16 protein-coding genes and 1 tRNA gene are annotated in these 21,240 nt (G+C 71.2%); 13 read left to right on the top strand and 4 right to left on the bottom strand.

Going from position 1 to position 21,240, the window contains the following annotated elements; translation table 11 throughout:
• The first annotated feature begins 177 nt into the window (after positions 1-177).
• Genes ACFWU9_RS15320 through ACFWU9_RS15270 form a run of 11 tightly spaced genes read left to right on the top strand, consistent with a single transcriptional unit; the run spans position 178 to position 13,947 of the window.
• On the top strand, positions 178-393 hold the full coding sequence (locus tag ACFWU9_RS15320) for a hypothetical protein (RefSeq protein WP_384318359.1): 216 nt from the start codon (positions 178-180) through the stop codon (positions 391-393).
• Positions 390-1,160, top strand: coding sequence for a hypothetical protein (locus ACFWU9_RS15315; protein WP_384318357.1), 771 nt, complete (start codon positions 390-392; stop codon positions 1,158-1,160). Before ACFWU9_RS15320 ends, ACFWU9_RS15315 begins: the two co-directional genes overlap by 4 nt.
• A complete protein-coding gene (locus ACFWU9_RS15310) occupies positions 1,157-2,047 on the top strand; it encodes a protein phosphatase 2C domain-containing protein (protein ID WP_384318355.1) in 891 nt (296 codons plus the stop codon). Before ACFWU9_RS15315 ends, ACFWU9_RS15310 begins: the two co-directional genes overlap by 4 nt.
• A gap of 2 nt (positions 2,048-2,049) precedes the next feature.
• On the top strand, positions 2,050-3,102 hold the full coding sequence (locus tag ACFWU9_RS15305; protein ID WP_384318353.1) for a hypothetical protein: 1,053 nt from the start codon (positions 2,050-2,052) through the stop codon (positions 3,100-3,102).
• Complete coding sequence (locus ACFWU9_RS15300; protein ID WP_384318351.1) at positions 3,099-3,743, top strand: 4Fe-4S single cluster domain-containing protein; 645 nt, start codon at positions 3,099-3,101, stop codon at positions 3,741-3,743. The genes ACFWU9_RS15305 and ACFWU9_RS15300 overlap by 4 nt, the downstream gene beginning before the upstream one ends.
• Positions 3,740-5,206: a hypothetical protein gene (locus tag ACFWU9_RS15295; RefSeq protein ID WP_384318349.1), complete on the top strand. Its 1,467-nt coding sequence runs from the start codon at positions 3,740-3,742 to the stop codon at positions 5,204-5,206. Before ACFWU9_RS15300 ends, ACFWU9_RS15295 begins: the two co-directional genes overlap by 4 nt.
• Positions 5,203-7,158 (top strand): AAA family ATPase, encoded by a 1,956-nt coding sequence (locus ACFWU9_RS15290; RefSeq protein ID WP_384318348.1) that lies wholly within the window; start codon positions 5,203-5,205, stop codon positions 7,156-7,158. The genes ACFWU9_RS15295 and ACFWU9_RS15290 overlap by 4 nt, the downstream gene beginning before the upstream one ends.
• A 4-nt stretch (positions 7,159-7,162) precedes the next feature.
• Entirely contained in the window at positions 7,163-8,770 is a 1,608-nt protein-coding gene (locus tag ACFWU9_RS15285; RefSeq protein ID WP_384318346.1) for an Hsp70 family protein, read from the top strand.
• Positions 8,770-9,957, top strand: coding sequence for a hypothetical protein (locus tag ACFWU9_RS15280; RefSeq protein WP_384318344.1), 1,188 nt, complete (start codon positions 8,770-8,772; stop codon positions 9,955-9,957). The genes ACFWU9_RS15285 and ACFWU9_RS15280 overlap by 1 nt, the downstream gene beginning before the upstream one ends.
• Positions 9,954-12,398 carry a GTPase-associated protein 1-related protein gene (locus ACFWU9_RS15275; protein WP_384318342.1) on the top strand — a complete coding sequence of 815 codons (2,445 nt, stop codon included), beginning with the start codon at positions 9,954-9,956 and terminating at the stop codon, positions 12,396-12,398. The genes ACFWU9_RS15280 and ACFWU9_RS15275 overlap by 4 nt, the downstream gene beginning before the upstream one ends.
• Before the next feature lie 4 nt (positions 12,399-12,402).
• Positions 12,403-13,947 carry a hypothetical protein gene (locus tag ACFWU9_RS15270; RefSeq protein WP_384318340.1) on the top strand — a complete coding sequence of 515 codons (1,545 nt, stop codon included), beginning with the start codon at positions 12,403-12,405 and terminating at the stop codon, positions 13,945-13,947.
• 15 nt (positions 13,948-13,962) lie between these two features.
• On the opposite strand, the gene ACFWU9_RS15265 is transcribed toward ACFWU9_RS15270, so the two are convergent.
• The gene (locus ACFWU9_RS15265) at positions 13,963-14,097 is read right to left on the bottom strand and encodes a hypothetical protein (RefSeq protein WP_384318338.1); all 135 of its coding nucleotides are present in this window, start codon (positions 14,095-14,097) and stop codon (positions 13,963-13,965) included.
• Positions 14,098-14,686: 589 nt separating this feature from the next.
• Between ACFWU9_RS15265 and ACFWU9_RS15260 the strand changes: the two genes are divergently transcribed.
• Positions 14,687-16,837, top strand: a complete 2,151-nt coding sequence (locus tag ACFWU9_RS15260; protein WP_384318336.1) for an AIPR family protein — start codon at positions 14,687-14,689, stop codon at positions 16,835-16,837.
• A gap of 280 nt (positions 16,838-17,117) precedes the next feature.
• Positions 17,118-17,381 carry a hypothetical protein gene (locus tag ACFWU9_RS15255; RefSeq protein ID WP_384318334.1) on the top strand — a complete coding sequence of 88 codons (264 nt, stop codon included), beginning with the start codon at positions 17,118-17,120 and terminating at the stop codon, positions 17,379-17,381.
• A 658-nt stretch (positions 17,382-18,039) separates the two neighbouring features.
• Here the strand turns inward: ACFWU9_RS15255 and ACFWU9_RS15250 are convergent.
• From ACFWU9_RS15250 to ACFWU9_RS15240, 3 genes are all read right to left on the bottom strand, one after another.
• A tRNA-Thr gene (locus ACFWU9_RS15250) sits at positions 18,040-18,113 on the bottom strand.
• Between the two features lie 114 nt (positions 18,114-18,227).
• On the bottom strand, positions 18,228-19,757 hold the full coding sequence (locus tag ACFWU9_RS15245; protein WP_384318332.1) for an alpha/beta hydrolase: 1,530 nt from the start codon (positions 19,755-19,757) through the stop codon (positions 18,228-18,230).
• A 167-nt stretch (positions 19,758-19,924) separates the two neighbouring features.
• Entirely contained in the window at positions 19,925-21,130 is a 1,206-nt protein-coding gene (locus ACFWU9_RS15240) for a DNA polymerase III subunit delta' (RefSeq protein WP_384318331.1), read from the bottom strand.
• Between the last annotated feature and the right edge of the window lie 110 nt (positions 21,131-21,240).

Genomic DNA, 21,240 nt, shown 5'->3' with positions numbered 1-21,240 from the left:
CGGGTCGCCCGGCCGGGGTGCCGGGGGGTGTCTGCCGCCTGGGCGGCCCGCGCCGGCCCGGGACGACCCGCGCCCCGGACGTCCCACTCCGCCGACGCGACGGCCGTTGTCACTGACGCGGTGTCAATTCACGTAAGGAACGCACATGTTGGTGCCAACGTCACATACCGTGTCCGCATGACCAGGGGGATGGTTGAGTGGGCACACGGCTGCGCCGGTCGCACGGTGACCTGGCCCGCGCCGGACATGTACGTTCTGGTGGACGGCGTCCTGCTGCGCATGGTCCCCGACCCGCCCGGCCTGCCGCCGGGCACGGCCGTCACCGTACGGCACGACCCCGAGCGGCAGCGGCTGGTGGCCCACGCGGACGACACCGGGGCGGCGGCCGAATGAGCGTCCAGGGAGTCCGGTTCGGGACCGGCTACGACGAACGGCAGCCCGTCGTCCTCCTCCTCGACACCTCCGCGTCCATGGGCCGCCCCGAGGAACACCCGCGGATCGACGAGCTGAACGGCGCGCTGACCCGCTGGTTCGACGGGATCCGCGCGCAGGAGCGGTTGCGCACCCGCGTGGAGGTCTGCCTCATCACGTTCGACTCGGCGGTACGGGTCTACGACCCCGGGCCCGGCAGGCTGGTCCCGTTCGGGGAGGCAGACACCGGCCGGCTCTTCGTCCCGGTGGACAGCCTGCACCCGCCCACGCTGCGCGCCGAGGGTCTGACCCGGCTGACGGAGGCCGTGGAAAGGGCGATCGAGCTGGCCCGTGCCCGCTACCGCGCCCTTCAGGACCAACGTGTACCGGTCCGCCGCCCCTTCCTGTGGGTCCTGACGGACGGTGCGCCGAGCGACGCCCAGGGCCGTCCCCTGGACGCGAAGGCCCTGGCGGGTACGGCGGAGCAGGTGCGCCGGGGCGAGGAGAGCGGGGAGTGGATCTTCCAGCTGATCGGGGTGCGCGGCGCCGACCTGCCGATGCTCCGGGTGCTGGCACCGAAGGCGACCTCCACCTTGGGGGAGGTGGACTTCGTCCGGATCCTCGAACTCGTCTTCCAGAGCACGGACGACTCCAGCCCGAACCAGGACGCGGATCTCTTCCACCGTCAGTTCGACGAGCGTGCCGCCCGGCTCGCGCGCATGGAGCGGGTGGAGAGGGGCCTCCGGTGATCATCTCGGGCGTCTCCGTCCAGGGCACCGCCCATCTCGCCACCGGGCAGGGCCCCCAGGACGCCTTCAAGGCGATCGACCTCGGCGACACGGCGGTCCTGGCGGTGGCCGACGGTGCGAGCAGCCGCGACCGCAGTGCCCTGGGCGCGCACATCGCGGTGGACGCGGCCTGCCGGCTGCTCGCCCAGGACATACCGGACGGTGAGGAGCCGCCGGAGGCCTGGACCCGGTGGATCGCCGGGCGCGGGGCGCGGGTGGTCGAGGAGTATCTGCGGGCTGTGTCGGGGGTGCTGGGCACGGACCCCTCTTCGGACACGGGCGCGGGCAGCGTCTCGGACCCGTCCTCGGGCACGTCGTCGAGCACGCCGTCCGACACGGGCCCGGCCAACGGCGCGCGTACGGGTTCGGACACGGGCCCGGCCACGGGTTCGGCGGACCCCGGCGCCCTGGCCGCCACCCTCACCGCCGCGCTCGTGAAACCGCCCTGGACGGCCTTCGTCTCGATCGGCGACGGCTTCGGCACCCTGCTGACCCGCGACGACCGCTGCCATCTGGTCCTCCCGCCGCCCACCGCCCCACCCACGTTCCTCTCCTCCCCCGGCGCGGCGCTGCGCGTCCGCACCTTCGTCGTCTGGGAGCCGGAACTCGGCGGCGTGGTCCTGTCCACCGACGGCTGCGCCCCGCTCACCCTCGACCACCCCTCCGTCCGCCAACTCCCCCCGGAGGCGGGCCCCTTACCGGCCGAGCGCTTCTTCCGCGGTCTCACCGCGACGCTCCGCGAGAACCAGGGCGACGCCGAGCCCCTCCGACGCTGGCTCTCCGGGCCGGAGGCCGCCCGGACCGGTGACGATCTGACCATCCTCTGCGCACTCGTCGAAGAGGGGTGACCGTGGGACTCACGGTGGTGTCGGGCAGCGGACACACATGGCGGCTCACCGAGCAGATCGGCAGCGGCTCGGAGGGGTTCGTGTACGGCGTGGACGACGCGCGCCCCCTCGTCGCGAAACTCGTCCCCGACCCGCCCGATCCCGAGGCCTACCGGCGCCGCGTGGCCCGTCTCGTACGCCAGCGCCGTGAACCGCGCACGGTCGGTCTGCTCTCCGGCACCCCCGTCCGGCTGGCCTGGCCGCTGGTGTCGGTGCGCACGCCCGAGGGCCCCGAAGCGGACCCCGTCGACGGCTATGTGATGACCGACATGCGCCATGCCCACCTGCCGTTCGGCCATCTCCTCAGCGCCTCCGCCCGCGCCGCCTTCCTGCCCCGGGCGACCTGGGCGACCGGTCTGCGCTGTGCTCTCGCCCTCGCCCGGCTGCTGGCCGAACTGCACACCGAGGGCTATGTGGTGGGCGATCTCAAACCCGACAACCTCTGGGTCGACGAGAGCGGCCGGGTCGCGATGGCGGACGTCGACTCGTGGGAGTTCACGGACGGCCGCGAGGTGTTCCCCGGCCGGATGCGCTCCCCCGGATACACGGCGCCCGAGCGGATCGGCGCCCCGCCCGGCACACCACTGCGTACCGCGCACGACGACTTCGCCCTGGCCGTCCTGGTCCATCAACTCCTCGTGGCCGGCCTGCATCCCTTCGCGGGCCACCCGGCGGACGGCGGCGACTATCTGTCGTACGACGACAACGTGCTGCACGGCCGCTGCCGGCTGGTCGACCGTACGTCGGTGCTGCTGCCCCGCTCCGTACCGCCCGCCGACCTGCTGCCGCGACGGATCGCGGAGCTGTTCCGGACGGCGTTCGCGAAGGCGGGCCCGCGCCCGACGGCGGCCGACTGGGCCCACGCGCTCGCGGCCGAACTGGCCCCCGGCCGGCTGAAGGCGTGCGCGGTGAACTCCCACCACGTCCACACCGTGGAACGGCCGTGGTGCCCCTGGTGCGACCAGGCCGAGCGGGGCGCCGACAGCTACCCCGGCCGGCCCGGGGAGGAGACATGACCAGCCATCTCTCCGTGGCCCGGACGCTGGACCGCTGCACGGTCCTCGGCCCCGGCAGCCGCGCGGTCATCTGGGTACAGGGCTGCCCGCTGCGCTGTCGGGGCTGCGTGGCCGCCGAGACCCTGCCCTTCGAGGGCGGTACGAGCCGGCCGGTCGCCGAACTCGCCGACTGGCTCTGCCGGCTGGACGGGATCGAGGGCGTCACGTTCTCCGGCGGTGAGCCCTTCAGCCAGGCCGGGGGGCTGGCTGAGCTGCTCGACGCGGTACGGGAACGGCGCCCGGACTTCGGGGCCATGGCGTACTCCGGCTTCCGCCACGAGGCACTGCGGCGCGGCGGCCCCGAACGGCTCGCCCTGCTGGAACGGCTGGACCTGCTGGTCGACGGGCCGTACGTCGCCCGACGGCACGGCAGTCTGCGCTGGCGCGGCTCGGACAACCAGCGGCTGATCCCGCTCACCGACCGCTACGCGCGGGCCCTGGCCGAGCCGGACACCACCGCCGGGATCGAGCTGTCGGCGGACGCCGACGGATCACTCTCGTGGGCCGGGGTGCCACCGACCCCCGGCTTCCGGCGACGACTTGAGGACCGGCTCGCGGCGCGGGGGTTCGCGCTGCACACCGAGGCACCGGAGGAACGATGAGCGGATCACCGAAGTACAGCAGCGTCCGTGTCGGCGAGCTGTACGCCCAGCGGGAGGCGGCGGAGCGCAGGCGCCGGGCCGACGAGCGCCGGGCCCGGGAGCGCAGGCGGGCCGCCGAGCGGGCCCGGCTGGCCCAGGAGGCCGCCGCGCGGCGCGAACGCGCCCGTGTCGAGACGGAGCGGCGGCGGGCCGAGATCGCCCGCGGGGAAGCGGAGTTGGCGGCCCGCCGGGCGGCCGACCGCGGCGCCCGGCTGGCACGCGCGCGGGCGGAGCAGGCCCGGGCCGACGAGCGGGGTCTCGACGAGGTGCGGGAGCTGATCGCCGAGGCACAGCGGGCCGGCGCGCGGGCGGACATCGGTTCCCTGGAACGGCGGTTGGCCGAGCTGGGTGAGCGGGCCGCCCGCGGGGAGCCGCTCGGGGACGCCGTGGAGGAGCTGCGGGGCCGGACCGTGAGCCTGCGTACGACGGCGGAAGGGGACGACGGTACGGACGACCGCGCGGCGGTCCTGGCGGGCCTGGAGCGCCGGCTCTCCGCCATCGGCCCGGACGGCGCCACTCTCGACGCGGACGGCGATCGGCGCTGCGCCGAGCTGCTCGACCGGCTGCGGGACGCCACGGGCGCGGAGACGAGGGTCCGTTTCGAGGCCCTGCTCGGCACGGTCGAGCACGCCCTCACCCGGCACGCGGCGACCGTCACGGAGGCGCGGGAAGCCGCCGTGGCGAGAGAGGCGGAGGCGCGGGAAGCGGCCGTGGCGCAGGAGGCCGAGGCGCGCGAAGCCGCCGAACGGCAGGCGCTCGCGGAACAGGAACGCGAGGCGGCGCGGGCGGCCCAGGAGTCGGCCGTCGCCGAGGCGGCCGAGCGGCTCGACGCCGTACGCCCGGCGGCCATGGGCGTGGTGGGCACGGCGACCGAACTGGGCGAGCCCGGCCTCGCCGCCGAGATCGGCGACTGCCTGCGTACCGTCACGGAGGCACTGACCGCACGCTCGGCCGCCGAGGCGCTGAAGGCGGTCGCGGAACTGGAAGGACGGCTCCCCGACGCCGAACGGCGGCTGGACGAGCTGGAGTTGGCCTACCAGCGGCGCCGGGACCTGGTGGAGGCGCTGCGGGACGCCATGACCGGCGAGGGGTTCGCCTTCGAGGGCGGCGAGGACGAGGGGGGAAGCTTCCGGCTGCACTTCACGCGGCCGACGGGCGCGACGTACGAGACCACGGTCGGCACCGAGGACGACGGCACTCCCGTCCTCGTCTACCACGTGGAGGGCGAGCCGGACGTGACGCTGCACGCCCACCGGGACGCGGCGGTGTGCGACACGACCGAGGCCCTGCTGGAGCGGGTTCACCAGGCTCTCGGCGGCGACGACGGCTTCGTCCCGGGTGAGCTCACCTGGGACGGCAAACCGCCGGGCCGGCGCGCCGAACCGCTGCCCCGCGACAGCTCCCGGAGGTGGACGAACCAGTGAACGCGATCGACTTCACGAAGGGCGACGACCGTACGGGCCCCGTCACCGCCGACGGCATGATGCCCCTGTGGGCGGTGTCGCTCGGCTGGGAGCTGCGGCGCGGCCGGCAGGTGATCGTCAACGGGCAGATCAGGGACCGCTGGTGGTTCGACGACCGGCCCGCGTCCTTCCGGGAGCTGGTCGCCGGGGTGCTGGAGGCGCGCGGCGCCGATGTGGTCGGCTGGTGGGACCCGGTGACCGGGCTCACCTTCCCGCTGCCCGGCCACGCGGAGCGCTTCGCCCGGCTGGGGGCCGACCGGCCCGGCGCGGCCACCGGGCACGGCGGACGGGAGGCACCGGCGGACGAGGGACAGGGGAGCGACCCGCGCACCCGGCGCGGCGCCGAACGCGGGCGGGACCGGTCGAGTCTGCTCTCGCCCCGCCCGGCCGCACCGCCGCGCGCCTTCGAGGACGTGGTCGCCACCGTCCACCGGCTCGCCGCCTCCCCCGACGCGGCGACCGCCTTCGTCTTCCAGGACGTCGACCACCATCTCCCGCCCGGCCAGCCGGAGTCGAATGCCGGCTACCTCCGGCTGCGCGCCGCGATGACCGACGCCGTCACGCCCCGCTCGGCCCTGGCCGGCCGCCACCCGCACGCGCGCAACGCCGTCCTGTGCGCGGTGGGCGACGTCGGCCGGCTGCCCGGCTGGTTCCATCTGGAGGACCCCCGGATCGCCACCCTGCACATCGGCCCGCCGGACCCGAGCGAGCGCCGCCTCTGGCTGACCTGGCTGCGCGGCGAGTTCAACGGCGCCCCGGACGCCACGCGCCACGAGATCGAGGCGCTGGTCGGTGCGACCGACGGCATGTCCGGCTGGGACGTCGACGCGCTCGCCAGGACGTCGTGGCTGCGGGACGCGCCCGTACAGAAACCGGACAAGCTCCTGGAACTTCACCGGCTCAACGTGAGCGTCGACCCGTGGACCCAGCTGGACCGGGAGACCGTCGCCCGCGCGGGCGACCAACTCGGCGCCCGGGTGGTCGGCCAGTCCAAGGCCGTCGACGCCGTGGCCGCCGCGCTCCAGGCGGCCTTCGTGGGCATCGACTTCGGCGGCTCCGGCTCGGCCCGTCCCCGGGGGGCGTTCTTCTTCGTCGGCCCGACCGGCGTCGGCAAGACCGAACTCGCCAAGGCGGTGGCCGAGTTGATGTTCGGCGACCAGAGCGCGTACGCCCGCTTCGACATGAGCGAGTACCAGCAGGAACACGCGGCGGAGCGTCTCGCGGGCGCGCCGCCCGGCTACGTCGGCCACGAGCAGGGGGGCGAGCTGACCCGACGGGTCCAGGAACGGCCGTTCAGCGTCCTGCTCTTCGACGAGATCGAGAAGGCGCACCCCCGGGTGCTGGACAAGTTCCTCCAGATCCTTGAGGACGGCCGCCTCACCGACGGCCGGGGCCAGACCGCGTACTTCTCCCAGTGCCTGATCATCTTCACCTCCAACACGGGCGCGGACGCGGTGCGGGACCTGCTGTCCGAGGCCGACGAGGAGGCGCCGTACGCGGTCCTCGAAGCACACTTCACCCGGGCGGTGGAGGAGAAGTTCCGGGAGATCGGCCGACCGGAGATCTACGGCCGTCTCAAACCGGGCGTGGTCGTCTTCGACATGCTGCGGCGCACCCACATCGTGAAGATCGCCGACCGGCTGCTGGGCGAGCTCACCGAGTCCGTCCGCGAACGCCACCAGGTCGAACTGGTCCCGGACGTGGACACGCTGCACCCCTGGATCACCGGGCGGATGAGCGACCCCGAGCACCAGGCGTACGGCGGCCGGCAGATCCGCAACGAACTGGAGCGGCTGCGGGCCGCCGTCGTCGCGCACTTCCTGGCGCACCGCCCGGCCCCGGGCAGCCGGGTCCGGATCGGCGTCGACAGCGCGGGCACGCCATGGGCCAGGACCGAGGAAGGGAACGGGTGAGGACATGATCGCCATCGCCATCGGCCACCGGATCGCCCGTCACGGCCGTATCAACGCCGAGGGCCGCCCGGCCGTGACGGTGACGGACCTGGCCGGGACGGACGGAGTCGCCGACCCCGCCACCGCCCTGGCCACGGTCCTCGCGGGAGCCACGGACGAGGAGGCGGTGCTCGCCCTGCCGGCGTCCGCCGACCGCGACGCCGAGGTCCGCCTCCGCCGCGCCGCCGAGGACGCCGGCCTCCACGTCAGCAGGATCGTCCCGGAACCGGTGGCGGTCGCCCTGCACTACGGCGCGATCGACGAGGGCGTGCACCGTACGGTCCTGGTGGTCGACCAGGCGGGGACGACGGCGGATCTGACCGTCCTCGCCATCACCCCGGACCTGACGGTACGCACCGTCACCACGCGCACGGAGGAGCCGGCCGACGACCACGCCCTCACGGCGATAGCCCGGGAACTCTCCGGGGCGGCCCCGGACGCCGTGCTTCTCTCCGGAGAGCTGTACGGAACCGAGGCGCACGCCACGGACATCGAGAACCTGCCCGAGGCCCAGGGTGTGACGGTCCGCTGCCGGGAGCCCGAACTGGCCGTCGTACACGGCCTTCTGCTGCTGGAGGACTTCGGCCTTCTGCGCACGGCCACGGGGCCGGCACCGACGAGGAGCTACTTCCCCCCTCCCTTGCAGGACCCCGATCCGCGCCCCTGGCACCCTCTCCCGGAACCGGAGCCCGCGCCGCCGGCTCACCCGGATCCGGCGCCGAGAAGCGAGGAGCCGCCCCCGTCCGCCGGCGAACCGGTCACGGCGCCGACCGTTCCCGGCCCGACGCCCACGCGCGAGCCGGAGCCCCAGCCGGAGCCCGAGCGAGAACCAGCGCCCGCGACCCCGCCCCCGCCGGAGCCCGCCCCGGCGTCCCCGCCGGAGCCCTCACCCGCCTCCCCTTCCACCCCCTCCTCACCTGCCACCTCCACCCTCCACTCCGTCCCCGTCACCCAACTCCAGTACATCCGCCGCGACGACCACCTCCTCGTCCTCTGGGCCTGGCCCGACTCCGCCCTCACCGCTCGCGTCCGCTGGCGCCGTGAGGACGCGACCGCGTCCGGCGACGGCCCCCGTGACGGCGACATCCGCTGTCAGCGGCGGGTCTACGAACACGACGGCGGCCTCGATCTCCCCCTCGGCCGGGGCGCGCTCACACTCACCGTCGAAGCCCTGGTCCCCGGCTCCACCCTCGACACCGAGGGCGCCGCCTCCCTCCGTATCCCGGCCGAACCGCCCATCGTCGAGTACGAGCCCTCCCTGCGCCGCCGGCTCACCGGCGCCCGCGTCGCGACCGTCACCTTCACCGCCCGGACCTCCTGCGACCTCCCCGCCCTCCGGGTGGTCCACGGCCTCGGCCGCTACCGGCCCACCAGCACGGCGGAGGGGGTCGTCCTCCACGAGGTCCCCGCCCAGCGCCTCTCCCGGGGCACGCCCCTCACCGTGGAGTTCCCCCTCCCCAGCACCCGGGGTCCCTCCTGGCTCGTCTGCTTCCCGGTGGACGGCCCCGACCCCGACCAGGCCCGCGACATCGACATCCGCCCCACGGCGCTGCACCGGCTGCGAGTGACCTGATGGCCAGACGACTGACCTGCTCCTACTGTTACGAGACCTTCGCCCCGCGCGAGATCCGGTTCCGCTGCAACTGCCGGCTCAGCCGCACCCGTAAGCAGTGCGAGCGCCGCCGCGACCCCGTCCTCGACGAGCGGTTCGGCAGGCGCCCCCAGCACGACGTGGGCCCGGACTTCGCCGCCGACGGCCGTGCGACGAGCGCGGTCTGCCCGGACTGCGACGGCGAGACGACCTACCGCATCTGCCCGGTCTGCCACGTCCAACTGCCCGTGCAGTTCGGGATGGTGGAGAACCGGCTGATCGCCATGGTGGGCGCGCGGTCCTCCGGCAAGACGATCTACATGACCGTGCTGCTGCACGAGATGCGCAACCAGGTCGGCGAGGCGTACGGCGCCTCGCTGATGGGCCTGGACGACACCACCATGCGCCGCTACAGCTCGGAGTACGAGGACAGGCTCTACCGCGACCGGCAGATGTTCCCGCCGACGCAGACGGCGACCACCAACGCCAACCGGGTGGAGCCGCTGGTGTTCCGGTTCGGGCTGCGCCGCAAGGTGCTGTTCAGGGAGAAGCCGCAGCACACCGTGCTGTCCTTCTTCGACACGGCGGGCGAGGACTTCAACAGCAGGGAGAGCGTCGAGCTCAACACCCGCTATCTGGCGAACGCGGACGGCATCATCCTGCTGCTCGACCCGCTCCAGATGCCGGGTGCCCGGAACAACGCGGCGCCCGGCACCGAGCTGCCCGCCATGGACGGCATCGATCCGCCGATCAACGTCCTGAGCCGGGTGAGCGGCATGCTGCTCGCCGCGCGGGGCGGCAAGGCCGCGAAGGTCGACACCCCGATCGCGGTGGTCTTCTCCAAGATGGACGCCTTCTGGCATCTGATGGAGAACGGCAGCCCGCTGCGTTCGCACGCGCCCGCGCTCGGCCGTTTCGACGTGACCGACAGCCTCAACGTCCACGAGGAGGTACGGCAGTTGCTCAGGGAGTGGGACGGCGTGCCCATCGACCAGTCCCTGGAGAACACGTTCGCCCGCTACCGCTACTTCGGTGTCTCCGCGCTGGGCCGCGACGCCACGAGGGAGGCCCGGGTCGCCGACACCGGTATCCAGCCCTACCGGGTCGCGGACCCGCTGCTCTGGCTGCTGAGCGAGTTCGGCTCGGTGCCGAAGGCCGGCCGGGGATGAGGGGCTTCCAGCAGCTCTACTACACCTCGTGCGACCACGGGCTCAGCGGTTCGTCCGGCTTCCAGTTCAACGCGGTGAGCGAGCGGGTCTCGGCCGAGACCCGGCACCGGGTGGAGGGCCTGGCCGGGTACGAACCACCGCGCTCCCTGGTCGAGTCGGACGCCCCCGGGCCGCTGGCCCGCTGCCCGGTGAACCTGTGCCACACACCGGGCCGGGGGGCCGGCGCGACCACGATGAGCGTGCGGTACGTCGGCCGGGACTCCGCGCGCCGCTTCGGCAACTACTTCGCCCACGCCCTGCACACCGACGGCGAGTTCACGGCGGACAGCGGCGGGCTGCTCGCGATCGAGCTCTGGGACTCGCCGGTGTGGACCGCGCGGGTCGCCGCCACGACCGAGATCCCGGAGCTGCCCGGGCCGCTGGCACGCGGCCCGCTGTCGCCCCGTTCGGCGCGCGCCTTCCTGCGCGCGCACCCGTACGCCGAGCAGCTGCCGGCCCTGCTGGCGGCGGTGTTCGCCGCGCTCGCGGAGGACGGTTCGGTGGTGGTGATCGACGATACGACGGACCGGATCGCGCACTGGTTCGCGACCGTCTCCTACCTCCTGCCGCCTCCGCTGGCGCGGGACCTCTCCTTCGCCACGTACCTCTTCCGCCCCACCCGAAGCCGACTGCATCTGATCGGCACGGTGCCCGAGGCGCACCCCGATCTCGGCCCCGACGACGAGGAGTCGTACACCGTCTTCGACTTCTCGGCGGGCCGGTTCCCCGAGGTGGTCCCGACCCACCATCTGGTACGGCTGCTGGTCCGCATCGGATTCGGGTCGATCCGCTCCGTCTGGTCCTGGACGGGCGAGTACACGCACGGCCAGGAGCGGGCGCTGGGCGACTGGCACGCCCCGGTGGCCGCCGCCGCGGCGGCGGGCGGCGTGGAGCTGACCTCGGCCGACGTCCGCGCGGTGACCGACTGGCTGCCCGACGCCGGGCATCTCGGGCCCCGGCGGGCGGCGGTGGCGGCGGACATCCACCACACCTACCGGGACCTGGACGACGACCAGCTCGCCGCCCTGAGCGCGGCGGCCGAGAGCGGCGGCGACACGGCGCTGCACCGCGAGCTGGAGGGCAAGCTCCACCAGTCCCGTATCCGCGCCTATGTGACGGGCGTGGAGAACGCCCCCGGCCCCGTACCGCTCACGAATCCCACCGACCGGGAGCAGGCCACCGCCCTGTGGGAGCGGCTGCTCGGCGAGGCCGCCACCAGCCGTCAGCGGGTACGGCTGCTGCTGTGGGCGGTGGGCGCGCGGCTCGCCCCGCCGCCCGAGGTGCTCGCGGCCCAGAGCCTGGACCTGGCCCGCGCCCTGCTCGGCTTCTCCGGCTCGGGCCCCGGTCTGCGCGAGGAGGTCGCCCGACTCGTGCGCCTCCTCCCGGAGTTCAGGGCCGCGCTGGCGACCTCGGTGCAGGAGGTACTGGCGGAACGCGGCGGTCAGGAGCAGTTGTTCGCCCAGTGGCCGGCGACTCTGCTCGGCGAGGAGGACCTCGACGGGCGGCCGGTCCTCCTTGAGCACTACTGGCGAGCGCAGGCCGAGCGGGAGCCCGCCCGCACGGTCGACCTGCTGTTCAGAATCCTTCAGGTACGCGGCCGGTCCTCGCCGGACGCGGAGCTGCTGCGCGGGCTGTGGCGGCAGCCGTCGCCGGCCTGGACGTACGAGGAGGCGACCGAGATCGCCCGCCGGCTGCCGCTGGACGAGGCGGTGGACGAGGCGGTCGGCGAGTGGTTCGACCGTGCGGTGAAACAGGAGGTCGACGACGAGCGGGCGTTACGGGCGTGTCTGGTGCTGTGCGACACGCTCACCGCGCCCGGCCGCCGCGACTGGCTGCGGCCGGTCACCGAGGAGTGCGTACGGACCACCCTCCGGCTGGAGACCGCCCTGCGCGAGGCCACCGAGGCGACCGCGCTCGCCCGTACGTTCCGGATCCCGCAGATCGACGCGTGGGCGCCGCCCCGCGCCCTGAAGCACCACCGGCTGCTCCCCGCCATGCTCCGGCTGCACGCGGACCCGGGCCGACTGCGCACCGAGATCGGGGAGTTCGGCTTCTCCCTCGCCGACGGCTATCTGCGCGCCGTGCAGCGGGCCGCCGTGACCTCGGGCCGGGTCGGCGATGTGCTGTTCAGCCATGTCACCGGCGTGATCGCGGTCAGGGGCGAACGGGTCGCACTGCCGCAGGCACATCTGGAGATCGTCGAGGCGGTGCGGCTGCACACCGCCGGCCACTGGCGCTCGGGCGACCTGGAACGTCTGGCCCGTGCGCTCCGGCCCTACGACTCGCGGCTCGCCGACGCCTATCAGGAGTACGCCGAGAACCGTCTGGGCCGGATGCGCCAGTGGAGCCGCAAGCGCAGCCGGCGGGGGTCCTCGGACAGCGACCGACCGGAAAAGGAGTGAGCAGATGGACGACATCGTGACCTTCATCCTCGTCCCCGCCGCCTATCTGGCGCTGCTGCTCCTCTGTCTGCCCTTCGTCCCGGTGGTCGCGGGCCTGCGCGGGGCGGCACTGGTCAGTGAACTGGTCTGGCGCTACTGCCAGTTGCTCAACGGTGTGCTGCGCCTGCGCACCCCCGAGTACGTGAGCGTCCCGCCGTACCGCCCCGCCGACGAACTGGCCCACCGCAACTACTTCTTCGGCCCCGCCACTCGCGATCTGCGCCAACTCCTCACCCAGGGGCGGCGGTTGTACGTCCGTACGGTCACCGACACCTTCCGCCGGGTCACCGCGAACCAGTTCAGGGCGCCCTCCAGGCACCGGGCCGTCTCGGTCCCGTACGGCGTGACGCTCCATCTGGGTCTCGGCGTCGGCGCCGCCGCGGCGGTCCCCGTGCTGGGCCTGCTCCTCGGCGTACAGGCGCTGGGCGTCGTCCTGCTGATGGCCGGCGCCCGGCTGACCGCGCTCACCCTGCGGGCCGTCGACCGCGCGATGATGATCCTGCGCGGGCTGCCCCGGGGCATGCTGTGCCCGAGCTGCTTCGAACGCGTCCCCTACCCGGCGTACGACTGCCCGCGCGACACCTGCCGCCGCCGGCACGCCGACATCCGCCCGGGCACCTTCGGCCTCCTCCGCCGCCGCTGCGCCTGCGACCAACGCGTACCGACCCTGCTGATGCTGATGAGCAGGAACGCCCGGCTGAGCGGCCACTGCGTCCACGAACACTGCGGGCGCCCGATGAACCCGGACGCCGGGCACATGCCCGAACTGATCCTGCCGCTGATCGGCGGCCGGGCCGCGGGCAAGACCCAGCTGATGGCGGCGATGGTGAAGTCGCTGGAGGACAGCGCGGCGAACGGCGGCCCCCCGATCCGCCTCGCGGACCCCGAGTCGACCACCAACCAGCGGGTCCTCAACGAGGTGCTGGAGATCCAGGGCCACACCCGCCCCACGCAGAAGTCGCTGCCCCGGGCCCACTCCTTCGTCCGGGGCACCGGCCGCGCGGAACGGCTGGTCCATGTCTTCGACACGGCGGGCGAGCGCTTCCTCAACCGCGAGGAGACCGACGCGCTGCGCTACGTCCGCGCGGCCCGCACCTTCCTCTTCGTCCTCGACCCGATGGCCGTCGACGCGTTCTGGACCCGCCTCGACCCGGCGGGCCCGCAGGTGGACCGCACCCTGGCCTCGACGGTCGACCCGGAGGACGTCTTCTCCCGCACGATCCAGACGATACGCACGATGGGCACGCCCCTGGCCAGAGCCCGCCTCGCGGTCGCGGTCAGCAAGAGAGACCTCCTGACCGACCAGCCCGCCCTGCTCCCCACCCACCCGGACGACAGCGCCGCGACCCGCGAGTGGCTGTGCGAACGTCTGGGCCTGCGCAATCTGGTGAAGACGATGGACCTGGAATTCGCCGAGGTCCACTTCTTCTGCACGGCGGCGGTGACCACCGGCGACGGCCGGGTGGACCCCAGCATCGAGGTCCTCACCGACTGGTGCCTGCGGGACTGAGGAGGGGTGAGGGCGTCATCCCTGATGCACACCCCCGTGGATGGTTCCCGCCTGGATGACCATCTGCTGGAACTCCCCACCGCCGATGGCGTTGTGTACCGCGATCAGCACCTGGAGCGCGGCGACCGCGGAGGGATCCTCCCACAGCAACTACCGCAACCGCCCCCTCCAGCCCGGCGACCACCCCGGGGTCGCGGGCGCCGCCAACTCGGCTTCCGTACAGGGTCCTTGGGGTCATTTCGCATCACCGGACAACATTCGCGGTAGCGACACCGTCACCGTCTGTCGCCAGACCCGCGCACGACACATCGGGGAGACGTGGCCCGACGGGGGCGGCCACGAGCGTTCGAGAGCCGCGCGCACGCGAAGAGGACCACCCCGGAGGGAAGTAACAATCCCAGGCCAACAAACGCCTGACCTGGGATTTCACGGAGCCGCCTTCGGGATTCGAACCCCTGACCTACGCTTTAGCGAGGGCCTGCAAGATCGTCCCGGCTGACGCCGAACAATTCCACGGAATCCTGCATCCCCAGGCCAGGAAGATCCGGCCTGGCACCTCAAACTGCCCAATCCAGCCTGTCCCACCCCGTCGGCTCACGTTTTGGCGTCGTCCGAGCAGGATGACTGTGCCTTAGCGTGTCCAGCCCGAGAGTCATTTTGGTGACGATCAACACCCCGCCCTCGCGTTTTGTCCCTAGACTGTGTCAGGGCGACGCAGCCCACAGCACTGGGGGCAGAGTTGGAAGAGACACAACGCAGGGCTGCAACGGCGCCCATCCGTATCCACCAGATCCGCAGTGCCCTTCTGCAGCAATACGAGGGACTCATTTACGACGAGGACCTCAAGGGGTACGACCAAAAGGGCTACGATCAGCGCTTCCTTTCACGCGCGTTGACAGCAGCTGCTGTCCGCGAAGTTACAGGCTGTGACCACAAGACCGCTGGCGCCTCCGTCATCGATGGAGAAGATGACCAAGGCATCGACGGTGTGGCAGTCACCGAGGGCACGCAAGAAATCTGGCTCGTCCAAGCCAAATGGAGTGACGACGGGAAGGGCAAGCTCGACACCAATGCGGCGCACAAGCTCATCGCCGGCCTTCGCCTCATCGAGCAGCGAAGTTTTGACCGCTTCAACGACCGTCTGGAGCCGATCGCCGCTCGTGTCAACGCCGCGATGCACGATGCCCGGCTCAAGGTGACTCTGGTAGTCGCTGTTATGGGCGTGGGGACGCTCAGCAAGGAAACCGCAAACATTCTCAATGATGCTCGAAAAGAATTCAATGGCCTGGGTCCAGTCCTCGAGTATCGGGTAGTTCATGCTGCTGACATCCTGCGGCAGATCCGTGAAGACCTCACTCCCGAACCTGTGCGGGTAATCGTGAGAATGACAAACTGGATACGGCGGAACACACCCCTCACCGCGTACCAAGGAACCGTTCCGGCTAGCAATATCGCCGAGTGGTACCACAAGCATGAAAACCGGCTGTACGAACAGAACCTGCGTCAGTCTCTTGGTACAACTCGAGTCAACTCAGGCATGCTCAGCACTCTCGTTGAAGAGCCAGAGAATTTTTGGCTCTTCAACAATGGCGTGACGGTGCTTTGCGAACATCTAGAAGAGGAATGGCCGGGGCGCCGTCGTCCTGACGAGCCCGTACACCTACATCTCTCAGGAGTCAGCGTTGTAAACGGTGCGCAAACCGTCGCAGCGGCTCACCGCGCCGCGAAGACGTCCTCCGAGGCAGTCGAGGACGCCGAGGTCACGGTCAAAGTGATCGTCGTCGACAAGGGCATGCTTGATCTCGCCCAGCGCATCACCGAGACAACCAATACTCAGAACCACGTCGAGCAGCGCGACTTCATCGCCTTGGACGAAGTTCAGGCGATGATCCGCGAGGACTTTATGTTGTCCCTCCAAAAGTCCTACGTCTTTAAGCGCGGTGAGCCCGACCCCGCGCCAGACGAGGGTTGCTCTGTTGTGCATGCAGCCATTGCCCTAGCTTGTGCGTATCGGGGAACCGAACTGGTAGTCCGCGCTAAGCGGGACACAGACCTTCTCTGGGAGCGTGGCAGCGGAGGTGCCTACCATCGTCTCTTCGGAGAGCGCCCAGGGGCCTTCCAGATCTGGCGTTCGGTACTTGTACACCGCGCCGTGGGCGCCGCCCTGAACGAAGAACGCAAGCGATTCCAGAACCGCGCCGCCGACGTAAGTCAGCGAGGTGACCTACTCGTTACACATCTGGTCTTTCAACTTCTTGATCAAGACCGCATCGACGATCCAGAGTGCGACTGGGACACATCCCTGCAAGAAGTCCCAGCACTCACAAATCGCGTCCTGTCCTGGCTTATCCATCACATCGACACGGAGTACGGGCCAACGTCCTTCCTTAGCGGAACACTTACTGACGCCAGGCGTTGCAAACGGCTCGCGGAGCTAGTGCTGCACGACGCCGAACGGGAAGGGGTCATCCCCGATCTCCCGGCCATCTATAAAGCCACCAAGGAGAGTAAGCGCAAGCCGCGCCGCCCCAACGCTGTGCCGACCCTCGTCGACAACGGAAGAATTACGGATGGAACGCCAGTCCGTCTACGCCTTTTGAACAAACCCGAGATTGACGCGCTCAAGTCCTGGCTTGCCCTAGACCCTCGCCGCAGCGAGGCGACCTGGGTGAACGACCGAACGCGATGCCTCGTGTGGGCGGTCGACGGACGCGCTTACTCGCCAACGCGCCTGGTCCTGAACCTCTACGAGCTCGCCGGCTGGGAGGAAGCGCCTGTGGCGGTCCAGGGCCCAGCACGGTGGACTCTGGACGGTGGTGCAACCCTCTCAGAACTGGCACGGACATTGCTTGACGAACAGGCGGAACGGGCGGAACAGGAACGAGTGTAGGCAACGCCGCAACGCAGGCTAAGGAACACTTGCTCGCTCACCACAGCAAGCGGTCGAACAAGCGCTTCAGCGAGGCGGCGGCAGGCGCCTTTCGGGATCACGTAAACGTCATGTTTTACGGCTGGCACCTGCCGGTGCCCCGTAGCGGACACTGCCAGGCTGGCCGGGTAGTGGGGGACCTGCCAAGCTGACCACCACCCCTGTAGTAACCCGCCCACAAGATCGGTCGGCTGTCTAAGCTGTCGTATGCCTGATCCTGCTGCTCTTCGGAGTGGACATCATGACCGCCGGAAGCCTGTCACTGCTGGTGACCTTCGCGCGGTACAGCCGTGACGGCAGCTTCGCTGTGCTCGGCTCAAGCTGCGGCTTCGCCCTGGTCATAGCAACAAGCTCCGTCGCCGGTGTGGTCCTCGGCGGGATGCTCCTCGATGTGTTCTCAAGCCTGATGCTCGTCCCCAGACTCGCGGTGCCCCTCCTCGTTTTCGCGATCAAACTCGCCCGTCACAAGAAACTTCGGCGAGGCGGCTCGAGGCTGAGGGCATGATGGGGGAAGGCACGCATCATCCGGGCGTTGTCCGGAAGAACAACAGCGGCTCGCCCTCGCTCGGTGAGCAAAGTCCCGATGTGCTGAAGAAAGTTGAGCTGCTTGTTGGTAGTAGTAAGGTCCCCCAGCCAGGGGTCCGGGCGGTAGTACGGCACATCGTCGCAATCACCGTTGTCCTCGAGGACCTTGCGCTCCTCCTTGGGCAGTTCGTCGACCTTGACGAGTGCGTGCCAGGTTGGCATCAGCCAACAACTGGCCCCACTTCCGGCATCCCGCCGATCCGCCCGCACGACCTACGCTATTGCGAAAGCACACGCATGCTTGTAGTCGGAATCGATATGAAGATCGTGTCCGACGCCCTCGGGCACAAACCCCCATCACACGCGGCATCTACTAGAGCGCCTTGTCCCACGTCGGCAAGAGCTCCGCCAAGGCCACCGCCAAGTTGTCCCCCGCCAGCGCAAGGGCGAGGAAGCGAAAGCCCCCAAGGCCGCCAAGAAGGATGATGCTCCGGCCAAAGCCCGAAGAACGAGCAAGCAGAAGAAGTCCCAGAAGCAGGTCATCCGCAGCTCCGCTCACGCGCCCCGCCACACCCCAACCGACCCCGGTAAAAGCAAAAGCCCCAGATCACGGCGAGTGAGTTCTGGGGCCTTCACAGAGCCGCCTTCGGGATTCGAACCCGAGACCTACGCATTACGAGTGCGTTGCTCTGGCCAACTGAGCTAAGGCGGCAAGCTGCGGATCGGCTGTCCGCGCACGGTCAGGTTCGCATCAGCAGCAGCCGCAAGTCTACAGGGTTGTCGGGGGTGCCCCGAACCAGGTCCGGGGGGAGGGAGGGGGGTGTGGTCAGCACTTCTTGCCGTTCTTCGGAGGGGTGCCTTCGAGGAGGTAGGTGTTGATCGCCGTGTCCACGCAGTCGCTCCCCCGGCCGTACGCCGTGTGGCCGTCGCCGTCGTACGTCAGCAGGACGCCTGAGGAGAGTTGCTCGGCGAGGGACTTGGCCCACTTGTACGGGGTCGCCGGGTCGCGGGTGGTGCCGACCACCAGGATCGGCGGGGCGCCCTTCGCCTCGATGCGGTGGGGGGTGCCGGTTGCCTTGGCCGGCCAGTACGCGCAGTTCAGCGAGGCCCAGGCGAGGCTCGTGCCGAAGACCGGGGAGGCCTTCTTGAACGCGGGCACCGCCGCGTCGACCTCCTCGGGCTTCGTGAAGGCCGGCGGGAGGTCCACGCAGTTCACGGCCGCGTTGGCGAAGATCAGGTTCGTGTAGGAGCCGTCGCCCTCGCGTTCGTAGTAGCTGTCCGCCAGGGCGAGGAGGCCGGAGCCGTCGTCGTCGTCCATCGCGCTGCTGAGGGATTCGCGGAGGCCGGGCCAGGCGGACTCGTCGTACATGGCGTTGATCACACCCGTTGTGGCCAGGGCCTCGCCGAGTTTGCGGGGCTCGCCCGTCGGGATCGGCCTCGTGTCGAGGGACTTGAAGAAGGCCGTCAGACGGCGGCCCGCCGACTCGGGCGACCCGGTGCCCAGGGGGCAGTCCGGCTGCTTCGCGCAGTCCGCCGCGAACGCCTCGAACGCGGTCTCGAAGCCCTCCGTCTGGTCGCGGTTGAGTTTCTCGGCCGGCAGCGAGGGGTCCATCGCGCCGTCGAGGACGAGGCGGCCCACGCGCCGGGGGAAGAGCTCGGCGTACGTGGCGCCGAGGAACGTGCCGTACGACGCCCCCACGTACGTCAGCCTCTCGTCGCGCAGAACCGCCCGGAAGATGTCCATGTCACGGGCGGCGTCCTTGGTGGAGACGTGCGGCAGCAGCTCGGCCGAGCGCTTCTCGCACGTCGCCGCGAGCTTCTTGAAGGACCCCGACAGCAGGCCGCGCTCGGCCAGGTCGTCGGGTGTCTGGTCGACCTGGGTGTAGGTGTCCATCTGCTTGCCCGTGAGGCATTCGACGGGCGCGCTGCGGGCGACGCCGCGCGGGTCCATGGCGACCATGTCGTAGCGGGCCCGGACCGGGGCGGGGTAGCCGATGCCCGCATACCCCTGGAGGTAGTCGATCGCCGAGCCGCCGGGCCCGCCCGGGTTGACCTGGAGGGAGCCCAGGCGCTTGCCGGGGCCGGTCGCCTTCTTGCGTGCGATGGCGAGTTTGATCTCGGTGCCGTTCGGCCGGTCGTAGTCGAGCGGCACCCTCAGCGAGGCGCACTGGAAATCGGGAACTCCGCAGCCGCGCCAGTCGACCTTCTGCCCGTAGTACTTCTTCAGCGCGGCGGGAGCCCCCGACTCCGGCGACGCCTCGCCCGACGACGAGTCCTCGGAGGAGCAGCCGGACAGGAGCAGACCGGCCGCGGCGAGCCCGGCGGCGGAGAGACGGAGGAGGCGCCTGAAGTCCATTCGAGGAGCGTAGCCGTCGCCGGGCGGGTGCCGCTTTTCCCTCCTCGTGCAGATGGCCCCCGCGAACGGGACGGCCCTACACGCCCCACCCGGAAGGCCGACCGGGACGGCTCGGCGGGCGCCCGCTCGGACCGGCCGCTCGGCGGGCGCCCGCTGGAACCGCCCGCTCAGCCGGCCCGCAGCGACACCGTCATCGCCTCCACCGCCAGCAGCGGCGCCACATTGCGGTCGAGCGCCTGGCGGCAGGCCACGATCGCCTCTATCCGGCGCAGCGTCGCCTCGGGCGTCGACGCTCTCGCGATCCGGTCGAGCGCGTCCCGTACGTCCTCGTTGGCCAGCCCGATGCGCGAGCCGAACTGGATCGCCAGAACGTCCCGGTAGAAGCCCGTCAGATCGGTGAGGGCCAGGTCGAGGCTGTCCCGCTGCGTACGGGTCGAACGGCGCTTCTGCCGGTCCGCCAGCTCCTTCATGACGCCCGCCGTACCGCGCGGCATCCGGCCGCCGGGCGCCGCCCCGAGCGCGGCCTTCATCTCCTCGGTCTCCTTGACGTCCACGCCCTCGGCGACCTCCTTGGAGTCCTCCCCCGCCGCGTCGATGAGTTCCTGGGCGGCCCGGAGGCAGCCGCCGATGTCGTCGACGCGCAGGGGGACCTTGAGGACGGTGGCCCGGCGGGCGCGGGCCCGTTCGTCGGTGGCGAGACGGCGGGCACGGCCGATGTGCCCCTGGGTGGCGCGCGCCGCGGCGGCGGCGGCCTCCGGCTCGATGCCGTCGCGCCGCATCAGGACGTCCGCGACGGCGTCCACCGGTGGCGTACGGAGCGTGAGGTGCCGGCAGCGGGAGCGGATCGTGGGCAGGACGTCTTCCAAGGACGGGGCGCAGAGCAGCCAGACCGTACGGGGCGCGGGCTCCTCGATGGCCTTCAGCAGCACATTGCCCGCGCCCTCGGTGAGCCGGTCCGCGTCTTCGAGGACGATGACCTGCCATCGGCCGACGGCCGGGGAGAGCTGGGCCCGGCGGACCTGTTCCCTGGTCTCCTTGACGCCGATGGAGAGCAGGTCGGTGCGGATCACCTCGACGTCGGCGTGCGTACCGATCAGGCTCGTATGACACCCGTCGCAGAACCCGCAGCCGGGCACACCGCCCAGCGCGCGGTCCGGGCTGGTGCACTGGAGGGCGGCGGCGAAGGCACGGGCCGCGGTGGAGCGGCCGGAGCCCGGCGGGCCCGTGAACAGCCACGCGTGCGTCATCCTGGTCGCCTCGGGGGGCGGGGTGCCCGCGGCCTCGGCGGTGACACGGGCGTCCGCGTCACGGGCGGCGGCCGTGAGCGTCTCGGCGACGCGGTCCTGCCCGACCAGGTCGTCCCATACGGTCATGCGCCGTCACCGCCTCCGAAGTCGCGCGCCTGGGCATCCGGACCGGGATCGGGACCGGACGCCGACTGTCGAGATCCATTGTGGGGCCGGGGTCTGACAATCCCGTCCCA

Origin of the sequence: Streptomyces sp. NPDC058653, from assembly GCF_042716895.1 — a bacterium.
GTDB lineage: Bacteria > Actinomycetota > Actinomycetes > Streptomycetales > Streptomycetaceae > Streptomyces.
The sequence above is the reverse complement of the archived record's forward strand: the minus strand, read 5'-3'. Positions and strand labels throughout refer to the sequence as shown.

What these genes read in the sequence shown, in the direction of transcription:
- ACFWU9_RS15320 (WP_384318359.1), top strand. Translation starts at nt 178, where the DNA reads ATGACCAGGGGGATGGTTGAGTGGGCACACGGCTGCGCCGGTCGCACG.
- ACFWU9_RS15315 (WP_384318357.1), top strand. Translation starts at nt 390, where the DNA reads ATGAGCGTCCAGGGAGTCCGGTTCGGGACCGGCTACGACGAACGGCAG.
- ACFWU9_RS15300 (WP_384318351.1), top strand. Translation starts at nt 3,099, where the DNA reads ATGACCAGCCATCTCTCCGTGGCCCGGACGCTGGACCGCTGCACGGTC.
- ACFWU9_RS15295 (WP_384318349.1), top strand. Translation starts at nt 3,740, where the DNA reads ATGAGCGGATCACCGAAGTACAGCAGCGTCCGTGTCGGCGAGCTGTAC.
- ACFWU9_RS15285 (WP_384318346.1), top strand. Translation starts at nt 7,163, where the DNA reads ATGATCGCCATCGCCATCGGCCACCGGATCGCCCGTCACGGCCGTATC.
- ACFWU9_RS15280 (WP_384318344.1), top strand. Translation starts at nt 8,770, where the DNA reads ATGGCCAGACGACTGACCTGCTCCTACTGTTACGAGACCTTCGCCCCG.
- ACFWU9_RS15275 (WP_384318342.1), top strand. Translation starts at nt 9,954, where the DNA reads ATGAGGGGCTTCCAGCAGCTCTACTACACCTCGTGCGACCACGGGCTC.
- ACFWU9_RS15270 (WP_384318340.1), top strand. Translation starts at nt 12,403, where the DNA reads ATGGACGACATCGTGACCTTCATCCTCGTCCCCGCCGCCTATCTGGCG.
- ACFWU9_RS15255 (WP_384318334.1), top strand. Translation starts at nt 17,118, where the DNA reads ATGACCGCCGGAAGCCTGTCACTGCTGGTGACCTTCGCGCGGTACAGC.
- ACFWU9_RS15245 (WP_384318332.1), bottom strand. Translation starts at nt 19,757, where the DNA reads ATGGACTTCAGGCGCCTCCTCCGTCTCTCCGCCGCCGGGCTCGCCGCG.
- ACFWU9_RS15240 (WP_384318331.1), bottom strand. Translation starts at nt 21,130, where the DNA reads ATGACCGTATGGGACGACCTGGTCGGGCAGGACCGCGTCGCCGAGACG.